Annotated in this window: 24 protein-coding genes and 1 riboswitch; of the genes, 12 read left to right on the forward strand and 12 right to left on the reverse strand. The window is 69.9% G+C overall.

Going from position 1 to position 22,988, the window contains the following annotated elements:
- Positions 1–69: 69 nt before the first annotated feature.
- From ACGRHY_RS14545 to ACGRHY_RS14580, 8 genes are all read right to left on the reverse strand, one after another.
- Positions 70–264, reverse strand: coding sequence for a hypothetical protein (locus tag ACGRHY_RS14545; RefSeq protein WP_394638048.1), 195 nt, complete (start codon positions 262–264; stop codon positions 70–72).
- A gap of 2 nt (positions 265–266) precedes the next feature.
- Positions 267–908 carry a hypothetical protein gene (locus ACGRHY_RS14550; RefSeq protein WP_394635767.1) on the reverse strand — a complete coding sequence of 214 codons (642 nt, stop codon included), beginning with the start codon at positions 906–908 and terminating at the stop codon, positions 267–269.
- On the reverse strand, positions 905–1,192 hold the full coding sequence (locus tag ACGRHY_RS14555) for a hypothetical protein (RefSeq protein ID WP_394635768.1): 288 nt from the start codon (positions 1,190–1,192) through the stop codon (positions 905–907). The genes ACGRHY_RS14550 and ACGRHY_RS14555 overlap by 4 nt, the downstream gene beginning before the upstream one ends.
- A gap of 64 nt (positions 1,193–1,256) precedes the next feature.
- Positions 1,257–2,891, reverse strand: coding sequence for a DEAD/DEAH box helicase (locus tag ACGRHY_RS14560; RefSeq protein ID WP_394635769.1), 1,635 nt, complete (start codon positions 2,889–2,891; stop codon positions 1,257–1,259).
- 323 nt (positions 2,892–3,214) lie between these two features.
- Positions 3,215–6,064, reverse strand: coding sequence for a DUF927 domain-containing protein (locus ACGRHY_RS14565; protein WP_394635770.1), 2,850 nt, complete (start codon positions 6,062–6,064; stop codon positions 3,215–3,217).
- Positions 6,061–6,297: a hypothetical protein gene (locus tag ACGRHY_RS14570; RefSeq protein WP_394635771.1), complete on the reverse strand. Its 237-nt coding sequence runs from the start codon at positions 6,295–6,297 to the stop codon at positions 6,061–6,063. Before ACGRHY_RS14570 ends, ACGRHY_RS14565 begins: the two co-directional genes overlap by 4 nt.
- 23 nt (positions 6,298–6,320) lie before the next feature.
- Positions 6,321–7,145 carry a DUF6907 domain-containing protein gene (locus ACGRHY_RS14575; RefSeq protein ID WP_394635772.1) on the reverse strand — a complete coding sequence of 275 codons (825 nt, stop codon included), beginning with the start codon at positions 7,143–7,145 and terminating at the stop codon, positions 6,321–6,323.
- An 89-nt stretch (positions 7,146–7,234) separates the two neighbouring features.
- Positions 7,235–7,504 carry a helix-turn-helix domain-containing protein gene (locus ACGRHY_RS14580; protein ID WP_394638049.1) on the reverse strand — a complete coding sequence of 90 codons (270 nt, stop codon included), beginning with the start codon at positions 7,502–7,504 and terminating at the stop codon, positions 7,235–7,237.
- 147 nt (positions 7,505–7,651) lie between these two features.
- Here ACGRHY_RS14580 and ACGRHY_RS14585 point away from each other — a divergent pair, with 147 nt between their 5' ends.
- From ACGRHY_RS14585 to ACGRHY_RS14620, 8 genes are all read left to right on the forward strand, one after another.
- A complete protein-coding gene (locus ACGRHY_RS14585; RefSeq protein WP_394635773.1) occupies positions 7,652–8,551 on the forward strand; it encodes a helix-turn-helix domain-containing protein in 900 nt (299 codons plus the stop codon).
- Between the two features lie 31 nt (positions 8,552–8,582).
- Entirely contained in the window at positions 8,583–10,172 is a 1,590-nt protein-coding gene (locus ACGRHY_RS14590; RefSeq protein WP_394635774.1) for a site-specific integrase, read from the forward strand.
- A gap of 843 nt (positions 10,173–11,015) precedes the next feature.
- Positions 11,016–11,372 (forward strand): PRC-barrel domain-containing protein, encoded by a 357-nt coding sequence (locus ACGRHY_RS14595; RefSeq protein WP_394635775.1) that lies wholly within the window; start codon positions 11,016–11,018, stop codon positions 11,370–11,372.
- A gap of 37 nt (positions 11,373–11,409) precedes the next feature.
- A complete protein-coding gene (locus tag ACGRHY_RS14600; RefSeq protein WP_394635776.1) occupies positions 11,410–11,571 on the forward strand; it encodes a hypothetical protein in 162 nt (53 codons plus the stop codon).
- Positions 11,572–11,842: 271 nt separating this feature from the next.
- Positions 11,843–12,271: an SHOCT domain-containing protein gene (locus ACGRHY_RS14605; protein WP_394635777.1), complete on the forward strand. Its 429-nt coding sequence runs from the start codon at positions 11,843–11,845 to the stop codon at positions 12,269–12,271.
- Positions 12,272–12,470: 199 nt separating this feature from the next.
- Positions 12,471–13,757 carry an APC family permease gene (locus tag ACGRHY_RS14610; protein ID WP_394635778.1) on the forward strand — a complete coding sequence of 429 codons (1,287 nt, stop codon included), beginning with the start codon at positions 12,471–12,473 and terminating at the stop codon, positions 13,755–13,757.
- An 85-nt stretch (positions 13,758–13,842) separates the two neighbouring features.
- Entirely contained in the window at positions 13,843–15,075 is a 1,233-nt protein-coding gene (locus ACGRHY_RS14615; RefSeq protein ID WP_394635779.1) for a PP2C family protein-serine/threonine phosphatase, read from the forward strand.
- A gap of 236 nt (positions 15,076–15,311) precedes the next feature.
- Positions 15,312–15,490, forward strand: a riboswitch (cyclic di-AMP (ydaO/yuaA leader).
- Between the two features lie 11 nt (positions 15,491–15,501).
- On the forward strand, positions 15,502–16,581 hold the full coding sequence (locus ACGRHY_RS14620; protein WP_394635780.1) for a M23 family metallopeptidase: 1,080 nt from the start codon (positions 15,502–15,504) through the stop codon (positions 16,579–16,581).
- 195 nt (positions 16,582–16,776) lie between these two features.
- On the opposite strand, the gene ACGRHY_RS14625 is transcribed toward ACGRHY_RS14620, so the two are convergent.
- The 4 genes from ACGRHY_RS14625 to ACGRHY_RS14640 all read right to left on the reverse strand — a co-directional run bounded on the left by ACGRHY_RS14625 (position 16,777) and on the right by ACGRHY_RS14640 (position 19,242).
- Entirely contained in the window at positions 16,777–17,520 is a 744-nt protein-coding gene (locus tag ACGRHY_RS14625; protein WP_394638050.1) for an antibiotic biosynthesis monooxygenase, read from the reverse strand.
- Positions 17,521–17,674: 154 nt separating this feature from the next.
- On the reverse strand, positions 17,675–18,163 hold the full coding sequence (locus ACGRHY_RS14630; protein WP_394635781.1) for a glutathione peroxidase: 489 nt from the start codon (positions 18,161–18,163) through the stop codon (positions 17,675–17,677).
- Between the two features lie 9 nt (positions 18,164–18,172).
- Positions 18,173–18,397, reverse strand: coding sequence for a DUF397 domain-containing protein (locus ACGRHY_RS14635; protein ID WP_394635782.1), 225 nt, complete (start codon positions 18,395–18,397; stop codon positions 18,173–18,175).
- Positions 18,397–19,242, reverse strand: coding sequence for a helix-turn-helix domain-containing protein (locus ACGRHY_RS14640; RefSeq protein WP_394635783.1), 846 nt, complete (start codon positions 19,240–19,242; stop codon positions 18,397–18,399). The genes ACGRHY_RS14635 and ACGRHY_RS14640 overlap by 1 nt, the downstream gene beginning before the upstream one ends.
- 215 nt (positions 19,243–19,457) lie before the next feature.
- On the opposite strand from ACGRHY_RS14640, the gene ACGRHY_RS14645 reads away from it, so the two are divergent.
- The 4 genes from ACGRHY_RS14645 (at position 19,458) to ACGRHY_RS14660 (ending at position 22,951) form a co-directional block, all read left to right on the forward strand.
- Positions 19,458–20,090, forward strand: a complete 633-nt coding sequence (locus tag ACGRHY_RS14645) for an ATP-binding protein (protein ID WP_394635784.1) — start codon at positions 19,458–19,460, stop codon at positions 20,088–20,090.
- Positions 20,091–20,182: 92 nt separating this feature from the next.
- The gene (locus tag ACGRHY_RS14650) at positions 20,183–20,593 is read left to right on the forward strand and encodes a very short patch repair endonuclease (RefSeq protein WP_394635785.1); all 411 of its coding nucleotides are present in this window, start codon (positions 20,183–20,185) and stop codon (positions 20,591–20,593) included.
- 94 nt (positions 20,594–20,687) lie between these two features.
- The gene (locus tag ACGRHY_RS14655; protein ID WP_394638051.1) at positions 20,688–21,668 is read left to right on the forward strand and encodes a DNA cytosine methyltransferase; all 981 of its coding nucleotides are present in this window, start codon (positions 20,688–20,690) and stop codon (positions 21,666–21,668) included.
- Positions 21,669–21,823: 155 nt separating this feature from the next.
- Positions 21,824–22,951 carry a DNA cytosine methyltransferase gene (locus ACGRHY_RS14660; protein WP_394635786.1) on the forward strand — a complete coding sequence of 376 codons (1,128 nt, stop codon included), beginning with the start codon at positions 21,824–21,826 and terminating at the stop codon, positions 22,949–22,951.
- Positions 22,952–22,988: the final 37 nt, after the last annotated feature.

The raw sequence follows: 22,988 nt of genomic DNA on the forward strand, positions 1-22,988 counted from the left end.
CCGGCGAACGGTGCGGGGCCTTCGGGCATACGTCTGCGGAAAGATCGTGACATGCTGTAATGCCGCTGGTCAAGCGCGGCGCTGCCGGGTCTGGTGCAGGGCGATGACCTCCTCGGTGTCGTACCAGGGCTGGCGGGGGGTTCCGCCGACGCGGTGGAGGTGGCCGCGGCGGACGAGCTGGCGGACGCCGTCGAGGGTGATGCCGAGCTGCTGGGCGACCTGGTGGGCGCTCATTCGGCCGGGCGGGACGTGCAGGGGCTCCATGGTCACTTCACGGCGGTGGGGTCAGGGTGGAGGGTCGCGGCGAGGGCGAGCCAGGTCTCGGGCGGGTAGCTGGTGCCACACCAGCGGCAGCGGATGAGGGCGGTGCCGGCGGTGGCGCGGAGGACGGCGCCGCACTGTTCGCCGCCCGCGACGGTGGCCGGGCAGTAGCCGACGCGGGTGGTCTTCACGGGCGGGTTGACGATGGAGACGACGGAGCGCTCCAGGTCGCGGATCTCTTCGGCGAACGCTCCGGCCATGGGCCAGCTCGCGGCGATCCAGTCGAGGTTCATGCTCAGGGCGCGGGCGGCGACGGTGACGCGCCGTTCGGTGGTTCCGGTCGCGGCGGGCTGGCCCCAGCCGCGGTCGTGTTGCATGGCGCTGCGCCAGTCCTCCAGGACGCTGACGATGCCGCCGGGGCCTCGGAGGCTGAGGGCGGGCTCGGAGGCGGGGAGGGGGGCTTCCACGGGCGTGGTGCGGCTGAGTTCGGGGCGGCGGCCGGTGGGGTGGAGGAACGCGGCCAGCGCGGCGTACAGCTTGGGCATCCGGTCGAGGCGTTCGGCGGTGGCCTTGGTGCAGCCGGGGCACAGGTGGTGCTCGGCTGTGTCGGTGTGGAGCTCGCGCTCGCACAGGCCGCAGGTGGTCACCTGATCTCCTCCGCGTCTACAGGAGGGGCCTCGGTGGAGGGGAGGTCACGGACGCAGTACCAGGAGGTGCGCACCGTCCGTCCGTTCTTCCGCTCGACCTTCCACTCCGCAGGAAGGCGGCAGGGAGGGAGAGCAGCGGCTCGGCGGTCGAGCGTGGAACGGCAGGGTTCTGTACGGCCGTTCGGCTCGTCGGCGTGCCGGGGCCAGCCGCCGCTGCGCCAGGTGGCGGTGACCGTGTCGTTGCCGTCCTGCCAGCGCCAGGTGGGGCTCGGGGGATTACTCACGGGCTTCTCCTTCGTGGTGTGCTGGGAGAGGGCGGCCGGCCCCGGTAGCGGCGGGGCCGGCCTGTTACGCGGCGGGAAGGACGAGCTGGCTCAGAACGCGGCTGACGCGGTTCTGGTCGATGAGGTCGGCGACGTCCCCGGCCGTGCTGCCGCGTGGCACCTGGATGCCGAGGCGGCGGCAGAGACCCAGTTGTTTCGAGGTCGGCTTTCCGGACCTCCAGCGGGCCTGGCGGGCGACGAATGCTCCCGGCGCCAGCGCGCGCGCCTGCTGTTCCAGCCACGTCAGTGCTTCCGGCAGCGGCCGCGCGATGTCCTCCTTCGGCGGGTGCACACCGTCGAATTCGGTCCAGCGACGCATCCGGTACAGCCGGGTTCCGGGGTCACGGGTCAGGAACAGGAACACAGTGGACGTGGGACTGATGAACCAGGTGCCGTCCGAGGCGCGCAGCCAGCGGATCGCAGACGAGCCGAACAGATTGATCTCCTCGGCCTCGACCCGTGCGGCCATCGCGCGCTGCTTCTCTGCAGCCTCGGCCTTCTCTGCCTCCTCGGCGATCTCCCGGAGTGTCTTGCCCTCCTCGGCCTGGCCGATCTCGCGCGCGGTCAGGTCGACCATGCTGGCGAGCTTGTGGCGGGTCGAGGCGCCCATGACGTCCAGCAGCAGCGCGTCCCGCTTGCCGGGCGCCGGTCGGAGCGCACGGCCGGCCATCTGTACGTACAAGCCGGGGCTCTTGGTCGGCCGGGCGATGACGACGCAGCTGGTGTGTGGGGCGTCGAACCCCTCGGTGAGCACCATGCAGTTGGTGAGCACTTGGATGTCCCCGGCCTCGTACCGGGCGAGCGTTGCGCGGCGTTCGTCGCGGCTCATGTCGCCCCACACTGGGGCCGCCGTGATGCCGACGGCTTGCAGGGCCGCTGCCGCGGCCTGGGCGGTCGCGACGGTCGGGGTGAAGACGACGCCAGGGCGCTCGCCGGCGTGCTCGACGTAGGCCCTGGCTATGGCGTCCAGCGCGCCGGAGTCCTCCAGCGCCTGCCCCAGCTGGCCGTCGACTAGGTCACCGCCGCGGGTGCGGACCTTATCCAGGTCGAGGGTGTCGACGGTGATGCGCTTGCCGCGGACGTCGCACAGGTAGCCATCGCTGATCATGTCGAGGATGTCGAGGCGGAACACGACGTTGTCCCAGACCTCGGCCAAGCCGCCGTCGGTGCGCGTCATGGTCGCGGTGAAGCCGGCCGTCGGCGTGCCGTCCCAGGCGCCGAAGTGCCGCAGGACCTCCATGTAGGTCGGCGCTGCCGCGTGGTGGCACTCGTCGACGATGATCAGGCCGATGTCGCGGATGGCCTCGCGGCGGCGGGGCACGGCCAGGGTCTGAACGCTGGCCACGATCACATCAGCGTCCTGGTGCTGGTCGCGTTGGGCTTTGACGATGCCGATCCGCAGCGTCGGGTCGACTGCCAGGAGCTTGGAGGCGGCCTGTTCGATCAGCTCCTCACGGTGGGCGATCACCAGGACGCGGCGCCCACCGAGGTTGTCGAGCATCTGGTGTGCCAGGTGGCTGAAGACGACCGTTTTTCCAGCGCCGGTCGGCAAGACGACTGCTAGCCGGTTCCTGCCGTCGGCCCATCCCTTGCGGAGTGCCTTGATGGCGTCGAGCTGGTACGGGCGAGGAGTGAATGTCTGGGGAGCGTTGCTGGACATGGTCACCTCGTTCGTCGAAGCGGAGGAGGAGCGGTACGCGCTGCGTACCGGCTGCGTACCGGCTGCGTACCGGGGCAAAAGCGGCCCTGACCTGCTGTTATCTCTCTCTAGAGAGATAGTGGTACGCAGGTACGCAGAAACAGTCAGGCGTTGATGTGTGCGCGCACCCGCGCGCACACGCGCACGCGCACACACGCCTGAGGGGTGCCATTTCCAGGCGCCTGCGTACCGGCCCGAAAATTGGGTCACTGGAAGCTTTGACCTGCGCAAATGCCGTGCCGGTGCCGGTACGCAGGAAGTGCGTACCGGCACCGCGAGGGCGGTCATGACGCCGCGTCTTCGTGGTCGCCGAAGCTGATGCCGGACGGTGTGAACGCGAGGCACTTCGCCCTCGCGCCGTCGAATCGGCGGGGCACCAGGTGCGCCGGACGCTGGCTCTTGAGCGTCTCCAGGTGGCCGGCGTCGATCCAGCTGCCTACGACCGCGTCGAGGGAGTAGCCGGCGTCCGCGAGAATCTTTCGCACCCGTTCGGGGAGGAGAGAGACGCGGCCGTTTGCCGCCAGGACGCCCAACCACCCGGAGAAGGGCGGCCGTTCACCCAGCGTCGCGCGGGAGACGCTGAACAGCTCGTGAGCGTGTCCCGCGACGTACTCCCGGAGGACGTCCAGCGCCATCTCAGGGCGGTTGTCGGTGGGGTTGTGGGCGGTGAACAGGCCGCGCCACACCTCGTACCCGAGCGGCTCGTAGGGCAGAAGCCCACGACCGCACGCCAGCGCCTCGGCGAGCGCCAGGACGGCGACCATCGGGGCCCGCCGGTTCGTCATGTCGCCGTCGCCGCGGAATTCCTCGACGAGCTGCCGGTGCCGCTGCTTCAACGCGTCCCGGCCGTTGGGTTGCGCGAGGCCACTGAGGACGTACTGAATGAACTCCGGCCCGGCGTGCCCGTGGTTGGCCAGCACGCCGTCCCGCGCTGCTGCTGCGGCTGCTCCCCCACCGTCGCCGAACGGGGCGATGGTCGTCCCGAGGATGCGGGCTGCAGCGCCCTGGCTGGTGGTGAAAGACAGTGCCGGTCGCTCGCCGGAGGAGAGGAGGATGGTCTCCCAGGGCAGCATGTTTCCGAACGCGCCGCCGGAGCGTGCCTTTCCGTGATTCATCGGGAGCTGGTAGAGAACCTCGTCGATGAGGGTGTCGTCGGTGACGGCCATCGTCTCGTCGAAGACCGTGACGATGCCGCGTACCAGGTTCAGCCGCTTCTCGATCGCGTACAGCGTCGTGCGCCAGTTGGACATCGCAGAGGCGTGCTCGGAGGGGTTGGCCCACACCGACAAGGCGCACTGCAGCGCGGTCGTCTTGCCCTTAGTCGAGCGGCTGGAGATGTCCAGCGTGAAGCTGTTCAGACCGAGCGGTTTCAGCAGAGGCGCGGCGAGCGCGGCCGCGACGGCGACGCGCGGCACGGGGAAGTCGGCCAGCTGGGCGACGGTGTTCTGCCAGCCGTCGAGGCTTCCTTTCCTGGCGTGCGCACGGGCCGGGCCGCGCTGCTCCTCGAACGGGACGTCGACCTTGATGCCGTCCTCGGGAGAGGAGACGAACGTGCCGTCGTCCTGCCAGCCCAGCCAGCGGGCCAACTGCTCGGACGGGATGCGCCCGAAGTTGGCGGACTCGAACTCGGCGAGCCACTTCTCCACGGCGCGGGCGTCGCCCTCGACCGCCGGGAGGCCGGCGCCGCCCAGCGTCTCGATCAGCTTGCGCCCGCGCTTCGCGGTCTCGCGGCTGACGATGCGCGAGATCCGGCGCGGCCGTCCGAGGCTGCGGTCGATCCAGGACAGCTCGACGTACTGGTCGCCTTCGGGGTCCTCGAACGTGGCCGTGATTACCAGCGGCGCGAAGGTGACCCGGATCCAGTTTTCGCCGCTCGTGCTGAGCACCTCGACCCCACGGCCGGTGACCCGGTAGTCGTAGGGCGTGCGGACTGAAGCCGGGAGTTCGAACGTGCCGGCGTAGTCGAAGCCCTTCGATCTGTCGTCGATGTCGGCCTGCGGGTCCTGGCCCTCGTGCTCCTTCTCCTCGGGGGGAGAGGCAGGGGCGGGGCTTCCGGGTGCAGGGGCGGCAGAGCGGGAACTGACGGCGGCGAGGTGGCGACTGCCGTAGCCCTGGCGGGCGAGTTCCTTGGCGGCGGCCCTGTGGTCGTTGTTGTGGTTCAACAGGGCATAGGCGCCGAACTTGGTGTAGGGCACCTCAGGCTGGAACTCCGAGCCGGTGGCGAAGACGTACAGCCGGTCTCGTTCCGGGTTTCGCCCGGTGGTGGCCTTCACGCCGCCGACACCGTCGGCCCACCCCCAGTAGGTGGTCTGGCCCCGGGTGAGGAGCGGCCGGAAGGTGTCGCGGAGGATGTCGGCCCAGTCGGTGCGGGCCTCGTAGTCCTCACCCGGGCGGAGACCGCCGCCGGGCAGCGGCCGGTTGTCCCGCGGCGCGGTCTTCGGGGTCTCCGGCTTGGGCAGGGTGTCGACCATCCGGCAGACCCTGCGGATCGCCTCCATGACCTCGGCGTCCAGGGTGGGGATGGTGGCGGGTCCGCCGGCGAGCCGGAGGTAGGGCTTGCCGGACGGGTGGACGGTGCCGTCGGACGGTTCGACCAGGCCGTAGCCGCCTTCGCCGCGCGTCTCGATCTGAACACGCACGATCTTGGCGTTGGGCTTCTCGGCCAGGCGCTGCCGTTCGGCGTCGGTGTACTCGTCTTCGCGGGCGAGCCTGCTGGCCAGCTTGGTGTTGCCGGGCACGGACGCGCCGTCGACGCGCACCCGGTAGTGGCGGCCGCCGGAGGGGGACTCGGTGGCCCAGCCGGTGAGGACGTTCTGCCATTCCTCGCCGAGGCCGGATGCCTCCATGATGTCGGTGACCTCGTCGAGGACGCCGTCGGCGATGGCGTGGCCCTCGAACTCGAGCATCTCGACGTTGCCGGAGACGGCGCCGTAGACGACGGCGATGCCGCGGGGGCGGGAGCCGTCGAACCAGCGGTCGTGCTCGTCGGGGGTGGAGCGGTTGACCTTGTACGGGGTCCAGCTGCGGACGTCGGCGGCCTTGCTGCCGTCGGCCTTGATGGGCAGGACGCACAGCCCGGCGTCGTGGAGGTCGCGAGCGGCGGCCCGCAGGTCCTGGGTGGGTGCGTCGCTCACGAACGGTGCTCCTGGAGGACAGCGCAGCGGGCGCGGTGGACGGCCCGGACGGTGGCGGTGAAGGCGGTGACGTCGTTCACGCCGGTGACGGGCCCTTCGGTGGTGCGGCAGAGCACGCACTCGTAGCGGGCGCGGGGCGGCCGGCTGTTGTCGCCGAGGTCCACGTACAGCGCGCCGGTGACGGTCTGCTGGCGGTGTGCGGCCGGGCGGCCGGGGCGCTGGGCCCCGGCCACCGCGGTGTGTGTCGAGCGGTTGGTCACTGCTGGGCCGCCCACTCGGCGCGGGCCTGGACGAGCTGGGCGTGGACGCCGTCGAGCCGGTCGGCCTGCTGGCGCAGCTTGGCGACGACGTCGGCGAGCTCGTCGGGGCCGAGGTTCTCCATCCAGAAGTCCTCGACGACCTCCAGGTTCACGACGGGCTGCCGCCGGGCGGAGGTGTCGCTGTAGGGGTTGGCGGTGATGTTCCCGCCGAGGACGTTCTCCTCGTAGAGGCCGGCCTTGCCGTCGGCGGCGTGGCCGGGGACGTACACCTTGATCGGCATGCCGTCGAAGTAGGTGACGTGGGTGAGGTCGGTCAGGGCCAGGCGCACCCGGTCCGGGTCGAGGTCGTGGGCGTCGTGCTGCTCGGTGCACCAGGTGGGCTGGTGTCCGGTGATCTGGCCGCCGCCGTGGAGGGTGATGGTCCAGGTGCCGGGCTCGGCGGGCTTCTGGGTGAGGGCGGCGAGCTGGTTGCGGGTGGCCTTGAGCTTGGCGAGGTGCTGGGTCAGGTCGGCGATGAGCTGGTCGGTCTGCTCCAGGTCGAGTTCTTCCCAGCGGCCGTCGCCGACGAATGTGAGGTGCGGCTGGTCGTCGCCGACCTGGGTGAGGTGGAAGCCGAGGATGTCCTTGCCGTAGTGGCCGCTGGTGGTGTGCTCGGGGCTGTTGTGGACGTGCTCGCGGGGGTCGGAGTGGGCGCCGGTGTCGCCGGTGCACCAGGCGTACCCGTCGGGGCAGACGGTGGCCTGGGTCTCTGCGGCCTTGGCGAGGGCGTAGGTGATGGGCTGGTCAGCCCGGGGTGACGTCGTCGTTGACGTCGTGGGCATAATGGCCATGAGGACGTTCTCTTTCCGGCGGCGGCGCTGATGGGCGTGTGGGGTGGCTAGACCCCGTGGGCCCTGGCGCCGCCGTCTTGCTAGTTGGAGCTGGCGTGGATCGGGTCGTTCTCGTTGGACGGCGCCGGGTGGCTAGACCCGGCGCCGTCGCTGGTTTCCGGGGTGATGTGCAGGACCCGGAGGAGGTCAGCAGTGATCACGCGGTACGTCTTGCCAGCGCGGATGATCTTGCAAGGGAACTCGTTGGCCTTGGCCAGCGCGTAGGCGGTGGTCCGTCCGAGACCGAAGGCCCGGGCAGCTGTCTCGACGTCCGTTGTGGCGGGCAGGGCGAGCAGTTCGTGTCTGCTCAGAGCTTCCTTGGATGGCGTTGTCACTATTGCTGACACTCCCAGCTCGACTTGTGCTTCCTTGGAGTGGCTTGAGTGTGACTCTCTGTTCGAGTGATGTCAAGCGCTGTTGTCTTGTGCGAGCACAACTGTCGTGCGATCATGCTCGCCATGACACAGAGTCCGCGTGAGTCCGTCTGGTCCGAGAGGCTGGCTAGCGCCATCGCCCACGAAGTTCGCCGCCACCGCATGACGCTGGGCTTGAGTGCGCAGCAGTTGTCAGATCGGTGTGCCGAGCTCGGGATGCCCATCCAGCGCTCGGTCCTGGCCAACCTGGAGAGCGGCAGGCGAGCCACGGTGACCGTCGCCGAGGTGCTAGTCCTCGCCGCTGCGCTAGGAATTGCGCCAGCTCAACTTCTATTCGCCGTTGGATATGAAGAAAAGGTTGAGCCTCTGCCTGGGTGTACGAAAGACCCCTTGGTGGCCGTTGAGTGGCTGGCCGGAGATAAAGGGTTGAATCGCCAAGGCTTCGGGACGATGAATAACCCAATCGCCGCCTTTAAGTGGCATCAAAGGAACGTGGACTTGCTTCGCAACGCTCGTATCAACCGAGATAAGGCGAGAAGTGAGTATGTCGACCTGAAGGATCAGATGGATGACCTCAAGTATCGGCTGGTCGAGCTGCGCGCGAGGATGGAGCCGCTTGAGCAGGAGGTCACGGATCATCGCGAGAGCCTTCGTGATGTCTCCCTTGCGGAGCGACCTGAACTACCTGAGCACATCGCTCAAGCGCGCTCAACCCTAAAGGAGCTCCGAGCTGAAGAGAGAGTGACAGCTCAAGCCGTAGACTCGATCCGCTGGGTAAAAGAATCAATTGGTAGGTGGGAAGGGCAGATTTCGCACATCGGAGGGAGGTTGGTTAATCATCGGAGGAAGATGAGGGAAAGAGGATGGATGCCGCCGCCGCTGGACGACGATGTTGCAGAATTTGTCATCGATGCCCCTTGGCAAGACATGTTCGACATCCCGCTTGATGACGAGGATGATTCTGGGCAACTTCCGCTGACCTAGAACGGGCTCGGCGGCGCAGGGAGGAACCTTCATGCCTGTATCCCGCCGCGGCGGCGGTGTCACGAAGCGGTGCGAGTGCCGCGGCCCAGACGGCAAGCTCCTCGGAGCCGCCTGCCCCCAGCTCACCAAGCGCTCCCACGGCCGGCCCGCCGTCCGCCAGGAGCTGCCGCCCGACGCCGACGGCAAACGCCGCGCCTTCCGCCGCACCGGCTACGACTCCGTGAGGGACGCGCAGACCGACCTCGACCGGCTGCGCGCCATCCTCGACCTGCCCGGCGACGACGAAGACGAACAGCGCCGCGTCGGTGACCTCCTCGCCGACATCGCCAAGCGCCGCGCACCGATACCCGAGCCCGCCGAGGTCTCCCGGCGGCTCGGCGTCGGCGTCCCCCTGGACGGACGCATGACCGTAGGCGAGTGGCTGGAGGTGTGGCGCGCGTCGAAGAAGACCCGAGCCACGACCAACCGCGGCTACGACTCCCACATCCGCGTCCACCTCCTGCCCGGCCTCGGCCACCACCGCCTGGACCGCCTCAACGTCGGCCACCTAGTGGAGTTCTTCGACGCCATCGACGAGCGCAACGAGACCATCGCCGCGGAGAACGCCGCCCGCCGCGCCCAGGAACAGCGCTGCAAGTGGGGCAGACCCGGGGCGCCGCCGGCCACGCACCGCGCGCGGCTGGCCGCCGAGCGGGCCAAGCTGGCGGAGATGCCGCCGTACCGCCGCACGACGTCGGCCGCGACCAAGCAGCGGATCCGCTCCACGCTGCGGGCCGCGCTCAACGCCGCGATCGCCCGGCAGCTCATCACCTTCAACCCGGCCGCGCACGTCGAGATGGAGTCCGGGCGCCGGCCGAAGGCCGTGCTGTGGACCGAGGAGCACGTGGCCCGCTGGCAGCAGACCGGCGAGAAGCCGAGCCCGGTGATGGTGTGGACCCCCGCCCAGGTCGGCGCGTTCCTCGACGCGGCCGAGGGCGACCGGCTGTACGCCTTCTTCCACCTGATCGCGTTCCGCGGGCTGCGCCGGGGCGAGGGCGTCGGCCAGGACTGGGCGAACGTGGACCTCGAGCGCGGTCTGCTGACCGTGGCGAAGGAGATCGTGGTCGACGGCTGGACGATGCTGGAGACGGCGCCGAAGACGGACGGGTCCGCGGGGACGATCGCGCTGGACGACGTGACGGTGGAGGTGCTGCGGCAGCACCGCGCGCGGCAGCTGGCCGAGCGGGACGCCTGGAACGAGGAGGCGGCCCGCAAGCGCGCGGCCGGGGAGAAGGCCGGCGACTGGGTGGACACGGGCAAGGTCTTCGTCGCCGAGGACGGGACGTGGCTGCACCCGGAGACGGTGTCGGACACCTTCCGCCGTATCTGCCGGGAGGCGGAGCTGCCGCCGATCAACCTGCGGGATCTGCGGCATGTGGCGGCGACGCTGATCCATGCGGGCGGTGGCGACCTGCACGCGATCAAGGAGACGCTGCGGCACTCCACGATCACGCTGGCCGGTGACACGTACACCTCCCTGCTGCGGGAGGTCGACAAGGAGATCGCCAACGCGGCGGCCGCGCTGGTGCCCCGGGCGAGGAAGGAGCGGGCGGCGGAGGCCCCGCAGGAGCCTCAGCCGTGAAGGCCGGCCGCGGGCTCACATGACGAAGGCCCGCGCATCGGCGGGCCTCTCCTGTTTCCTGGCATGGCCAGGGCACCCCCCATGATGAGGGGCATCTGCCTCCGTGCGCAAGGGCATGCCCCTCGCCGTGGCTGCCTCCAGGAGGAGGGCCGGGAACCTCGCTCTGCGCGGCCTTGGGCGGTACTCTGGAGGGGAACTGATCGGGCCCTCATCACCGCAGGTGATGAGGGCCTTTCTGCTGGCCCGCTGCTGGCCCGAACGCTCCGGAACGGTTCGGCGGTAGGCGGACAGGACAGTACGAGGCAGCATGACGGCAGATGCCCTGAGCTGCTGGAACCGGCAGTGTCCGGCACTGGGCGGCACTCGCCGGAACTAGGCGAAATGGGGCGGTAGCTGAGGGTCGCAGACTTTTAATCCATTGGTTGTGGGTTCGAGTCCCACACGGCCTACCGGACCCCTCGGGGTCGAAACCCCCGCTGACCTGCGTCGGCGGGGGTTCCGCCGTTTCCGGAGCGGTTCCCGTCGGCCGAATCCGCGGGCGTGGCGGGCGTGTTGTGCGTGCGGGCGCCGCTCAGCGGTGTGCCCGGCGCCACCGGGCAGGTGCGTGTGCGCGTCCGGACGCTTCGGTACGGCGGAGGGCGCCGTACGGCGGGGGCGGGGGCGGAGGGAAGGGCCTGCGGAGATGGGGAATCGTCCCTTGTGCCCGAAAAGCGGCTTGGGCGTAGCATGGGGGCTGAGTCGGCGCGCTCATGCTGAGGCGGGACTCGGAGGCCGGCTCCGCGCACGCGCGCGGGCACGTGGTGCGGCTCATCGTCCGGACCGTCCGTCCAGGGAGCTGAGTGCATGATCCGTCCAGCAGACATCCGCGAGTGGCGCGGCCACGATGTCGTCGACGCCGGAGGGCACAAGGTCGGTCCACTCGAGGCGGTCTACACCGACACGGCGACCGACGAGCCCGCCATGGCCACCGTGCGGATCGGGCTGCCCACCCGTCAGCGCCTGGTGTTCGTGCCTCTGGACGGGGCGGTCGCGGGGCCGGGCTATCTCATGGTCCGATACGACAAACCGCTGGTGAAGGACGCTCCGTCCATCGGCACCGATGACGTGCTCCCCGCCGAGGAGGAGGAGTCGGTCTTCCGGCACTACGGCATCCCCTACCGCGCGGGAGCCGGAGGCGAGCGGCGGCTCGCGCGAGGCTGACCGGCGCGTCCGAACAGTGCGAAGGAGGCGTTCACCCATGTGGTTCTTCCTGCTCCTGCTCATCGTCGCGGCCGTGCTGGGAGTGCTCGGCGCGGTGGTGGAGGGATTGCTCTACCTGCTGTTCATCGGTGCCGTGATCCTGCTGGTCGCCTTCGTCGTCCTCGCCGTGCAGCGCTCCCGGCGGCGTACCGCTCGCTGAGGCGGCCCCCGGGCGCACGTGTCCGGGGGCATCACGTCGTCCGGGTGCCGGGTTGCGCACCCAACTGGGCGCGCAATACTGGGTGGTAGGGCCGAAAGCGTACGTACGGCCCGGGACCGGTCCGGCAGGAACGGCCGGGGGACGCGCCGCGCAGACGCGCGTTCCGACGGCGAACAGGCGAACACGACAGCCGCGTCGGCCCGGTGCCCCGGGGCTCTTCGGAGACCGCGGACGCCGAGGCGGAGCGACCGCCCGACCGTGAGGTGGAGCGATGGACGGGTATCTGCACATGGCCTATGACTATCCGTTGCTGGGAGCGTTCTTCACGTTCCTGTGGTTCTTCCTGTGGGTCGTGTGGCTGATCCTGCTGTTCAAGGTCATCACCGACATCTTCCGCGACCACGAGACGAGCGGCTGGGGGAAGGCCGGCTGGCTCGTCTTCGTGCTCGTCCTGCCGTACCTCGGCGTCCTCGTGTACCTGATAGCCCGCGGCAAGGGCATGAGCGAGCGCGAGATGAGGCGGGCCAGGATGGAGAGGGAGATCTTCGACACCTACATCCGCGAGACCGCGGGGACGGGTGCCGGCACCACCGGCCCCGCCGCCGGTGTCGACCAGTTGGCCAGGCTCTCCGAACTCAAGGCGAAGGGCGACCTCACCGAGAGCGAGTACGAGCGGGCCAAGGAGAAGATCCTGGCCTGAGCGGCGGGCCCCGAGCGGCGGGCGGGGCCCGGCTCCACGGCGGCGCGGACGGGTTCCGCGCCGCCGTCGGCTGCCCGCCCCGCCCGGCAGCCGGCCCGCGGGAGCGGGCGCGGGCCCTGTGGCGGTAGCGTCCGGTGCGGCCGGTGACCACCGGCCGCCGGCGCGTGCGACACGGGCACACCCACGGGAGGGGCCGAGGATGAGCGGGACGGCGGAGGGGGCGCGGGAGGCCCCCGGGCTGCGGCGGCGGCTGGGCACCGGCGACGCGGTGGTGATCGGCCTGGGGTCGATGATCGGCGCGGGCGTCTTCGCGGCCTTCGCCCCGGCGGCCCGCGCGGCCGGGGCCGGTCTGCTGCTCGGCCTGGCGCTGGCGGCGGTGGTCGCGTACTGCAACGCGACCTCCTCGGCCCGGCTGGCCGCCCGCTATCCGGAATCGGGGGGCACCTACGTCTACGGCCGCGAGCGGCTGGGGGAGTTCTGGGGCCACCTGGCCGGCTGGGGCTTCGTGGTCGGCAAGACGGCCTCGTGCGCGGCGATGGCCCTGACGGTGGGCCTGTACGTGTGGCCCGGGCAGGCGCACGCGGTCGCGGTCGCGGCGGTGGTGGCGCTGGTGGCGGTGAACTACGCGGGCGTGCGGAAGACCGCCTGGCTGACCCGCGCGATCGTGGCGGCCGTCCTGGCGGTGCTGGCCGCCGTCGTGGTCGTCTGCCTGACCTCCGGCGAGGCGGACGCCGCACGGCTGGCCTTCTGGCCGGCCCCTGCCGGGGACGTCCCGCCCGGCGGTGTGCTCCAGGCGGCGGGGCTGCTGTTCTTCGCCTTCGCCGGCTACGCGCGTATCGCCACCCTCGGCGAGGAGGTGCGCGACCCGGCCCGCACCATCCCCCGGGCGATCCCGGTGGCACTGGGCATCACCCTGGTCGTCTACGCCGCCGTCGCGGTCGCGCTGCTCGGCGTGCTGGGCGGCGACGCGCTGGGCCGGGCGGCCGCGCCGCTGGCCGACGCGGTGCGCGCGGCGGGCGTACCGGAAATGGCCCCGGTGGTGCGCGCCGGGGCGGCGGTGGCGGCGACGGGCTCGCTGCTGGCACTGATCCTCGGAGTCTCGCGCACCACCCTGGCGATGGCCCGCGACCGGCACCTGCCGTCCGCGCTGGCCGCCGTGCACCCGCGCTTCGGCGTACCGCACCGCGCCGAGCTGGCGGTCGGCGCGGTGGTGGCGGTGGTGGCCGCCACGGCGGACCTGCGCGGCGCGATCGGCTTCTCCTCCTTCGGCGTCCTGGCCTACTACGCGATCGCCAACGCCTCCGCCTGGACCCTGGGCCCCGGCGAGGGGCGCCCGCCGCGGATCGTGCCGGCGGTGGGGCTGGCCGGGTGCGTGGTGCTGGCCTTCGCCCTGCCGCTCGCCTCGGTGGTCCCGGGTGCGGCTGTGCTGGCGGCCGGCGCCGCCTCGTACGGGGTACGCCGCGCGCTCGCCGCGCGCGGGGCGTAGGCGTCCGGATCCCCGGCACCCCGGGCCCGTGTCCTCCGGCCGGACCTGACCGGCGCTTGATCGACTCGCCGGGACGCCGGGCGTCGTGGAGATTGGAGGGGTGCGGGGCGACGGGCGGCAGGAGACGGGCGGCGGCAGGGCCCGTGTCCGCGCCTTCCCCGTCATCGGCCGCCCGCCGTGGCTGCTGCCCCTGCTGCTGGTCCTGCTGGGTGTGGGCGTCAACCTGCTGACACCCGACAGGCTCTTCGTGGGCGCGCCGTTCGCCGCGGCGATCCTGCTCACGGCGTCCCTGTGGACGTTCCGCACGACGGTGGGCACGGTGATCGCCGTGCTGGCCACCGAGGTCGTCCTGCTGCTGACGAGCGGACGTTCGGCGGGCGAGGTCGCGGTCCGGCTGGCCACCAACGCCACCGTCGGAGCGCTGGCCCTCCTCCTCAACCACGTCCTGCACCAAAGCGAAGCCAGAGTGGCCTCGGCCCACCGGGTCGCCGAGGCCGTCCAGCTCGCCGTACTGCCCGCGCCGCCCGGCCGGGTCGGCGACCTGAGGATCGCGGTCCGCTACGAGGCCGCACAGGCGCACGCCCGGATCGGCGGCGACCTGTACGGCGTGCAGCGGACGCCGTACGGGCTGCGGCTGCTGGTGGCCGACGTGCGCGGCAAGGGAACGGAAGCCGTCGGCACGGCCACCGTCATCCTCGGCGCCTTCCGGGAGGCGGCCGAGACAGAGGAGGACCTCGGGGCGGTCGCGGACCGCGTCGAGCACGCCCTGCTCCGGGAGGCCGGGCAGCGGGAGGCGAGGCCGGGCCGGTCGGAGGAGTTCGCCACGGCCGTGTTCGCCGAGGTCCCGGCCGGCGCCCCGGGGAGCCTGCGGCTCGTCAACCGGGGCCATCCGCCGCCGGTACTGCTGACCGGACAAGGGGATGTGCGGCTGCTGGAGCCGGACACGGAGCCGGACACGGAACCGGACACCGGGCCGGGTACAGAGGCGTACGCGCTGCCGCTGGGGCTGGGGGACCTGGCGGGTGACCCCGGGAGCGGGCGGACGGAACCGGTGCCCTTCCCGCCCGGCTCCCTGCTGCTGCTCCACACCGACGGCCTGACGGAGGCGCGGAACGCGGCGGACGTCTTCTACGACCTGGCGGAGGGGCTGCGCGGCCGGCGCTTCACCGGGCCGGCGGCCCTGCTCGACCACCTCCTCGCGGACGTCGACGCGCACACCGGCGGGCACCAGGGCGACGACATGGCGCTGCTGGCGGTCATGCGCGACCCGGAGTCCCCGGAGCCCTCCGGAGCTCCGGAGGGCTCTGGCCGACGGTGACCTTCCGTAGCCGACGCACACCCCTCCGCATAACAACTGAGGCAACGTCAGATGGTGTGGCGTGCGTCTCATGTGCGGATCCGGCAGTCGAATCACCCGGATTGGCCCTCTAATGCCCTGATAGTTCTCCGTCAAGAAAGCCCCATGTTCAAAGAGGGGACTTGGAAACCGGAGCGCACCTCTATTAACGTTCGATAACGCAGCGCGGTCGTCACTGTCGCCGAAGAGGGCGGCACCGTGCGCCGTCGCCGAATCCCGTAAGCGCGGCCCCGTCAACAGCGGGGACGTGCCCAGGGAACCGGGGAACCACCAATTGGGGTGAATCGGATTCATGCGGCATGCCCGTGTGGACCCGTAGGAGACCTTCCTGCTCCGAACCCGTCAGCTAACCCGGTAGGCGAGAAGGAAGGAAAGGAGAGCGCCCCCGTGGCGTCCAGCACCCCGGCCCCCGAGGTCTCGCACGACCCGCACACCGCCGCTTTCGCCCCGTTCGGTCCGGAAGGTGACGGCGATCAGCCGGTGTGGAACCCGACCGAGGACTCCGTCCGCCCGGTCCGCGGCCGGCACCGCGTCGCCAAGCAGCGCAACGGTATGGCCCGCAGCGGAGCGGTCCTCGGCGTCGGCGTGATCGCCGCGGTCGGCGCGGGCGGCATAGCCACCGCCAAGGACAAGTCGCCGGTCGCCATCTCCATGCCGGACGTGGACCTCGGCGCCATGGCCGAGGGCATCCCCGTCGTCGGCGCCCTCGTCTCCGACGACGGCGACGACGGCGACTCCGCCCCCCGGGCCGAGACCACCAGCCCCTTCGGCGGCACCGTCACCCAGGCCGGCCTGGACACCTCCGACGCCACCACGACCGTCGTGACGGCGGACGCCGGCGAGGCGCTGCGGGCGCGCATCCTCCAGCAGGCCGACCAGCAGCAGACCGGCGCCGCCCAGGCGGCGCTGGAGGAGGCCGCCGACCAGGCCGCGAGCCAGGCGGCCGAGGAGGCCGCCGACCAGGCCGCCGAGGAAGCCAAGGAAGCGGCCGAGGCGGAGGCCGAGCGCAAGCGCAAGGCCGCCGAGGAGGCGGCGCGCAAGGCCGAGGCCGAGCGCCTGGCCAAGCTCGCGGCCAGCTACACCCTCCCCCTCACCTCGTACCAGATCACCTCCACCTTCGGCCAGTCCGGCTCGATGTGGGCCAACGACCACACCGGCCTGGACTTCGCCGCACCCACCGGCACCCCGGTCAAGGCGGTGCACAGCGGCGAGATCGTCGAGGCCGGCTGGGCGGGCTCCTACGGCTACCGCATCATCCTCAAGCTCGACGACGGCACCGAGATCTGGTACTGCCACCTGTCCTCCATGACCGTCACCACCGGCAAGGTGACCACCGGCGACGTCATCGGCCGCGTCGGCTCCACCGGCAACTCCACCGGCGCGCACCTCCACCTGGAGGTCCGTCCCGGTGGCGGCGACCCGATCGACCCGCTGGCCTGGCTGCGGAGCAAGGGCCAGTCCATCTGACGACGGCCGGCCCGTCCGGCACGGTCCGTCCGGTGCGGTCCGTCCGGTCCGTCCGGTCCGTCCGGCCCGTCCGGCGTCCGCCCATCCCGCCCCACCCCGGCCGGGGCTCTTCGAGCCCCGGTCCCACGAACCCCGGCGGCCCTGGTGACTCCCCCCGACACCAGGGCCGCCGGCCCGTTCTTCACCCGCGTACGCCTACCGCGCTCGTGCCGCCCGCTCCCCGGGACGCTCGGTGGAGAACAGCAGCCGGTAGCGCGCCACATCGCTGCTCACCAGCCCGGGGAAGTCCCGCACCCGCTCCCACGGCGGCGACGGCGTACCGACCCCCTCGCCCGGAGCCTCCAGCGCGTCGATGTGTGCCTGCTCGCTCTCCCACTCCGCGTAGTTGACGACGCGTGTGCCGTCCGTGCTCAGGTGGAAGTGGGCCGCGATGCCGCCCGGCGGCAGGCTCCCGTCGGTGCTGTCGTCCTCGATCGCGGCGGCCACGGTGTCCACCCACGCCCGCTGCCGCGCCTCGTCCGGCCCCTCGAACTCCACCTCCACGACCACCACGCACCCCGGCTCGGGCCGCCTGCCGTCCCGGCCCGGCTCACCCCGCCCCTCCGGCAGGCTGCGGTAGCGGCGCGTGCGGGCCAGGCGCAGCCGCTCGATCCCCGGCACCGCGTCGTCGATCTCGTCGTTGCGCTCCTGGCGGTGGGTGCGTACGTACTCCTCGTACGCCTTCTCGTCCGTCCACTGGGAGTAGTGCAGCAGCGTCCGGCCGTCGGTCCCGGCGTAGACGCTGTACGACAGGATGTCCGGCGTCGGCCACCCCCGCTTGTCCCAGGTGGCGGCGATGGCGTCGGCGGCGGCCCGCTGCCGCTCGGGCGTGCCGACGTCCCAGGCGCTGATGAGGACGGCGCCGGCGTCAGGGCGGGCGGGGTCGGGGTGCTGGGGCATGGCGGACACGGGTGTGCCTCCTCGTCGGTCGCAGGGTGTTCCCTCACGTCGCGGAATCACCCTCACGCCTCAAGTCGCCTTGAGGTCAAGGAGGACGGGCGGCCGGTCCGCGCGGACCGGCCGCCCGTTCACAGCCGGGATGGGCAGCCTGCTGTCAGGCCGGCAGCCGCTCCTCGATCGCGGCGACGACCTCCGCCGCCTCCGGCTCGGTGCGCGGGCGGAACCGGGCGACGGGGGTGCCGTCAGCCGCGACCAGGAACTTCTCGAAGTTCCACTGCACGTCCCCGGCCTGCCCCCCGGCGTCGGCCAGCTCCGTCAGCTCGGCGTAGAGCGGGTGCCTGCCGTCCCCGTTGACGTCGGTCTTCTCCAGCATCGGGAAGGTGACGCCGTAGGTGGCCGAGCAGAACGTGCCGATCTCCTCGGCGGTGCCGGGCTCCTGGCCCATGAACTGGTTGCACGGCACGCCGACCACGGTGAACCCGCGGTCGGCGTACTTCTTCTGCAGTCGCTCCAGGCCCTCGTACTGCGGGGTCAGCCCGCACTTGGACGCGACGTTGACGACCAGCAGCACCTTGCCCCGGTGCTCGCCGAGGGTGGTGGGTTCGCCGGTCAGGGTGCGCAGGGGGATGTCGTAGAGGCTCATGAGCCCTGTCTAGCAGAGTTCGCGCCCGCGCCCGCCGTGAACCTTCACACCCTCCAGGAACGTTTCCCACGCCCCCGCCGGAAACCTCAGCACGGGCCCGCCCGCCTCCTTGCTGTCCCGCACGGCCACACTCCCCGGCCCGTACGCCGTCTCCACGCACTCGGTCGCTCCCGCGCCGCTGTACGAGGACTTGAGCCAGGAGTTCTCCGGTGTCAGGGGTATGGCTGGGCGCATCACATCTCCTCGCGGACACGTCTGATCAACTCTGTTGAGGCTGCCATGTCCAACGCTTGGGCGCGGAGGTAGTCGAACGCAAGCCGGTACCGGTCCAGCTCGTCCTCCTTCTCCAGGAAGATCGATCCCACATGGATGTCCACGTACACGACATCGAGCGACGGCTCGGCACCGCCGATGATGACGAAGCTGCCCATGGCGGCGGAGTGCGCACCCTTGGAGAAGGGCAGCACCTGGAGCGTGATGCTGGTTGATCTGCTGACCTCCAGCAGATGCCCGAGCTGCTCACGCATCACCTCGGGCGAGCCGACGACCCGCCGGATGACCGACTCGTCGAGCACGGCCCACAGGTGTGGAGGCTTGTCACGGGCGAGGATCGCCTGCCGTTTCATACGGAGATCCACGAGCCGGTCGATCTCCTCGGGCATGAGCCGCATCTCGGACGCGTGCTGCACCGCCTCCGTGTAGCGGCGGGTCTGGAGGAGCCCGGGAACGTACAGGCAGGCGAAGTGGTCTTCGCGCACAGCCTCGTCCTCGAGCGTGAGGAGCAGGTTCATGGTCTCCGGAAGTTTGTCGGCGATGGATCCCCACCACCCCAGCTGTCGGGCATCCTTGGCAAGCCTGACGGCGGCCTCGCGCTCGGCGTCGGTCACTCCGTAGTGCCGGCAGAGGCCGTCCACGACGAGCCACCTCACAGGCCCTTCCTGTGTCTCGTACCGGCTCACAGTGGCCTTCGAGACCCCGACGAGACGACCGGCCTCCTCGAGTGTCATCCCCGACTGGGCGCGGAACTTCCGCATCATCGCGCCGAGCTGGCGGCGTCGGGTAGTGACTCTTGGCGGCATGACGGCAACCCTCCTGCTCTGCGGACTTCTGTCCACGCATGGCCAATCAGGCTACGAGCGAGCCGAGTTGGTGCTCCGGTGATTCACTCGATCGATTTCTGTGAGAAGTTACATGAAGAGATATCTCATGCCACAATCGCAACCAGGCGGTCACCCGGCGAAGCCGTACGGAGCGGCAGGCGCAGCGCCGACGTGACGCGAAGGGAGTGCGATCCATGCACGGCTACGGCACCTCGGAACCCCGGCTGCGTTCAGTGCTGCCTTTCAGAGCGGTCCCGGAGGAACTGAGGGGGCTACGGCTGATGATCAGGGAGCAGCTGGGGCTCTGGGGGCTGACCGAATTGGCGGACGACGTGGAAGTGGTCGCGGGTGAGCTTGCGGCCAACGTCGTCAGGCACGTGGGCCAGGACACCGCGGCAACACTCGTCCTTGCAGTGGGTGATGGTCTACTCCGGCTCGAAGCTCACGACGGTTCCCACGCGGTTCCCGCAGTCAGGCAGCCCGGCGACTACGACGAGAACGGTCGTGGGCTGCGCCTGCTCGCCGCGCTGGCCGCCGAGTGGGGAACGATGCTCACGGCCTCCGGCAAGGTGGTCTGGTGCGAGTTCTCCCTGGGGGTGAATGAGGAGTGCCAACGCCTCCAGCGAGCCGCGAGCACTCTCGAGGTTTACGGCCGCGTCTCCGGCCGGCTGGCACCGACCAGTACGCGCAGTCTTGCTGTCCTTGAGGGAGCGGCGACAGGGCTCATCGCCGACCTTCTCTACTGGCTGGCGAAGCAGGGGCGGGACCCGGACGACTTTCTCGACCGGGCCCAGATGCACTACGAGGCAGAGGCGGACGTCGCGTAGTTTCCCGAGTTCCACCTCGGCTGCGGCAACGCCTCACCCGCCGGCACGATGGCTGTATGCCTGCTCCTTCCTCTCCGGGGATCTCGGCCCGGATGAGCCGCCAAGCCAACCGTGACACGAGCCCGGAGGTAGCGGTTCGCCGCCTGCTGTACGCCGCCGGGTATCGCTACCGACTGCACCGGAAGGTTCCGGGGATGCCACGCCGGACCATCGACATCGCTTTCCCCGGTACCAAGGTGGCGGTCTTCCTGGACGGCTGTTTCTGGCACGGGTGTCCCGATCACGCCACCCAACCCAAGGCGAACAAGGAGTGGTGGCGCCAGAAGCTCGATCGGAACATCAGCCGCGACCTGGAGACAACGGAACGGCTGTCGGAGGAAGGATGGACAGTGCTGCGTTTCTGGGAGCACGAGTCCCCTGACGTGGTGGCCGATCGGGTTGCCCAGATGGTGACGGAGCGCCGGGCACGTTCCCGAACGATGCCCGGTGCCCGCGATCTTTGACCGATCCCACGCGTGTGCTGCTTCTTCCGACTACGGTCGATTCCGGCCGGACAGGAGCAGCACACGGGGGGACGTTCACTTGACCTCGGCTCGTCTGACATCGCTGGAAATCTGCGCGGGAGCCGGAGGGCTGACGATGGGGCTCGATGCCGCCGGATTCGATCCAGTCGCCCTGGTCGAGAGGAACCGGCACGCGTGCGACACCCTGAGGACCAACCGCCTCGGTTGGCGAGTCCTGGAGATGGACCTGCGGGACTTCGTCGCACAGGAGCATCCGTACACCTACGACGTCGATCTGCTGGCGGCCGGGCTTCCGCGGGTCAAGTCACCGGCCGCGGGCAGACGCATCGAGGACCTCTACGAGAGGGAGCTGCTGGAGGCGGCCGTATGGCTGGTCGCCGAGGTGCGGCCGCGCGCGGTGTTGATCGAGAACGTTCCCGCCCTGGTGAGCGACGACGCGTTCACCGGCATTCGTGAGTTCGTCCGACTAGAGCTGGAGCACCTTGGATACGCGCTGCACTGGCGGACGATCAACGCCCGCGACTTCGGGATCGCTCAGGATCGGAGGATGGGCCTGCTGGTCGCGCTCCAGCCCGAGTCGGCAGGGCGCTTCCGGTGGCCGGAACCACTGCGCACACCCCCTCCAACAGTAGGGGCCGTGTTGTGGAAGTCCATGGCAGCACGGGGGTGGCCCGGAGCGGTGGCCTGGGCGACTCGGGCCGATCGTCTCGCCCCCGCGATCGTCGGTGGCTCGGAGCGCCGAGGTGGTGCCGATCTCGGCCCCACCGGCACCAAGAAGGCATGGGCACGTATGGGGGTCAACGGCGGAGGCATCGGGGACGAGGTGCCCGGCGCCGACTACCAGTGGGACCCGAACGGGGACGTGATGAACCTGCCGAAGCTCACCGTCGAGCAGGTCGCGCTCCTACAGGGCTTCCCACCTCACTGGAGGCTGCAGGGCGGCAAGACTGCCCGGTACAGACAGCTCGGGCACGCGACGCCGCCGCCTGTTGCCCGTGCCCTGGGAGAGCGAATAGCGACGGCCCTGCGCTCACGCGGAGGAGACCTCCCATGAGCTGGTGTACGTGTGGGACCGCTGTGGGGGATGGTTCTGATCAGCAGCTATTCTGTCCGACCGACATCTGCAACCCTCTGACGGGCAAAGCGGAACGACTGTGCCCGAAACGCCCCGATCGTCACCCGTGCTGCCTTCGAAAGCCAGGAGATCACGTGTCAGCCCACCAAATCGTGGATCTGTTCGCAGGACCGGGAGGGCTGGACGTCGCAGCACGCTGGTTGGGGGTGCCGGTGACGGGAGTCGAGCTGGATCCGAACGCCTGCGCCACCAGAAAAGCAGCCGGGTTGGACACCAAGCAGGACGATGTGTGTGAACTCAACCCTTCGCACTTTCCCGGTGCCACCGTTCTGGCAGGCGGCCCGCCCTGCCAGACCTATACCGTTGCTGGCGACGGGGATGGTCGTCGCGCTCTCCAGTGGATTCTCTCCTCCACTAAGAGCATGGCGAAGAAGAGTTTTGAAGATGTTGTTGCAGGGATTCCCGGAAAGAAGGTGGACCCGCGAACATTGCTGGTTCTCCAGCCTCTGCGATGGGCCCTGATGGCAATGAAGAAGAAGCCCTATGATGTGATTGTTTTGGAGCAGGTGCAAACTGTTCTTCCTGTTTGGGAGGCGATGGCAGAAGTCCTTCACGAGAAGGGGTACAACGTGGATTTTGGAATTCTGCGCGCGGAACAGTTCGGTGTTCCGCAGACAAGACGTCGAGCTGTTCTTATTGCCCGCCTCGACGGCCCTGCGCGCCTGCCCGAAGCGACTCATCGGTGCTACAGAAAAGGAACCTCCCGCGAGGAGGGAGACCAGAGCCTGGATCCCTGGGTGTCGATGGGAGACGTGCTGGTGGAGCGGGCCAAGCCCTTCGAGGTCATCTCCAACTACGGCACTGGAGGTGACCCCAAGGCTCGCGGTCGACGCAGGCATGACCAGCCTGCATTCACTGTCACCGGAAAGATCAGGCGCAATCGTGTGGTGACCCTCGGTCTGCCCGATTCGCGATTTTCTCACGCCGAGGCCGGACAGCTACAGAGCTTCCCCATGGATTACCAGTGGCGAGGCAGTGACGTGGCCCAGCAGATCGGGAATGCCATTCCTCCTGTGCTCGCAATTCATATTCTGGCCGCAGCCCTCGGGATCGGAAAAGATGGCTTGGTCAACGCTTTGCGGCAGGCTGCTTCGCAGTGCGCAACAATGTATCCATCCGAGAGGGTGCTCTCGAAGCTTGGAGGAGGAATCCCTGTTGTGAGTCGGGGTGCCGTGATGGAGGAAATCTTCTCGCCCGTTTGAATTGTTTCCATTCTAATTCCGAGATCCTCTTGATTTA

Source organism: Streptomyces shinuiensis (genome assembly GCF_043660855.1).
Classification (GTDB): Bacteria; Actinomycetota; Actinomycetes; order Streptomycetales; family Streptomycetaceae; genus Streptomyces.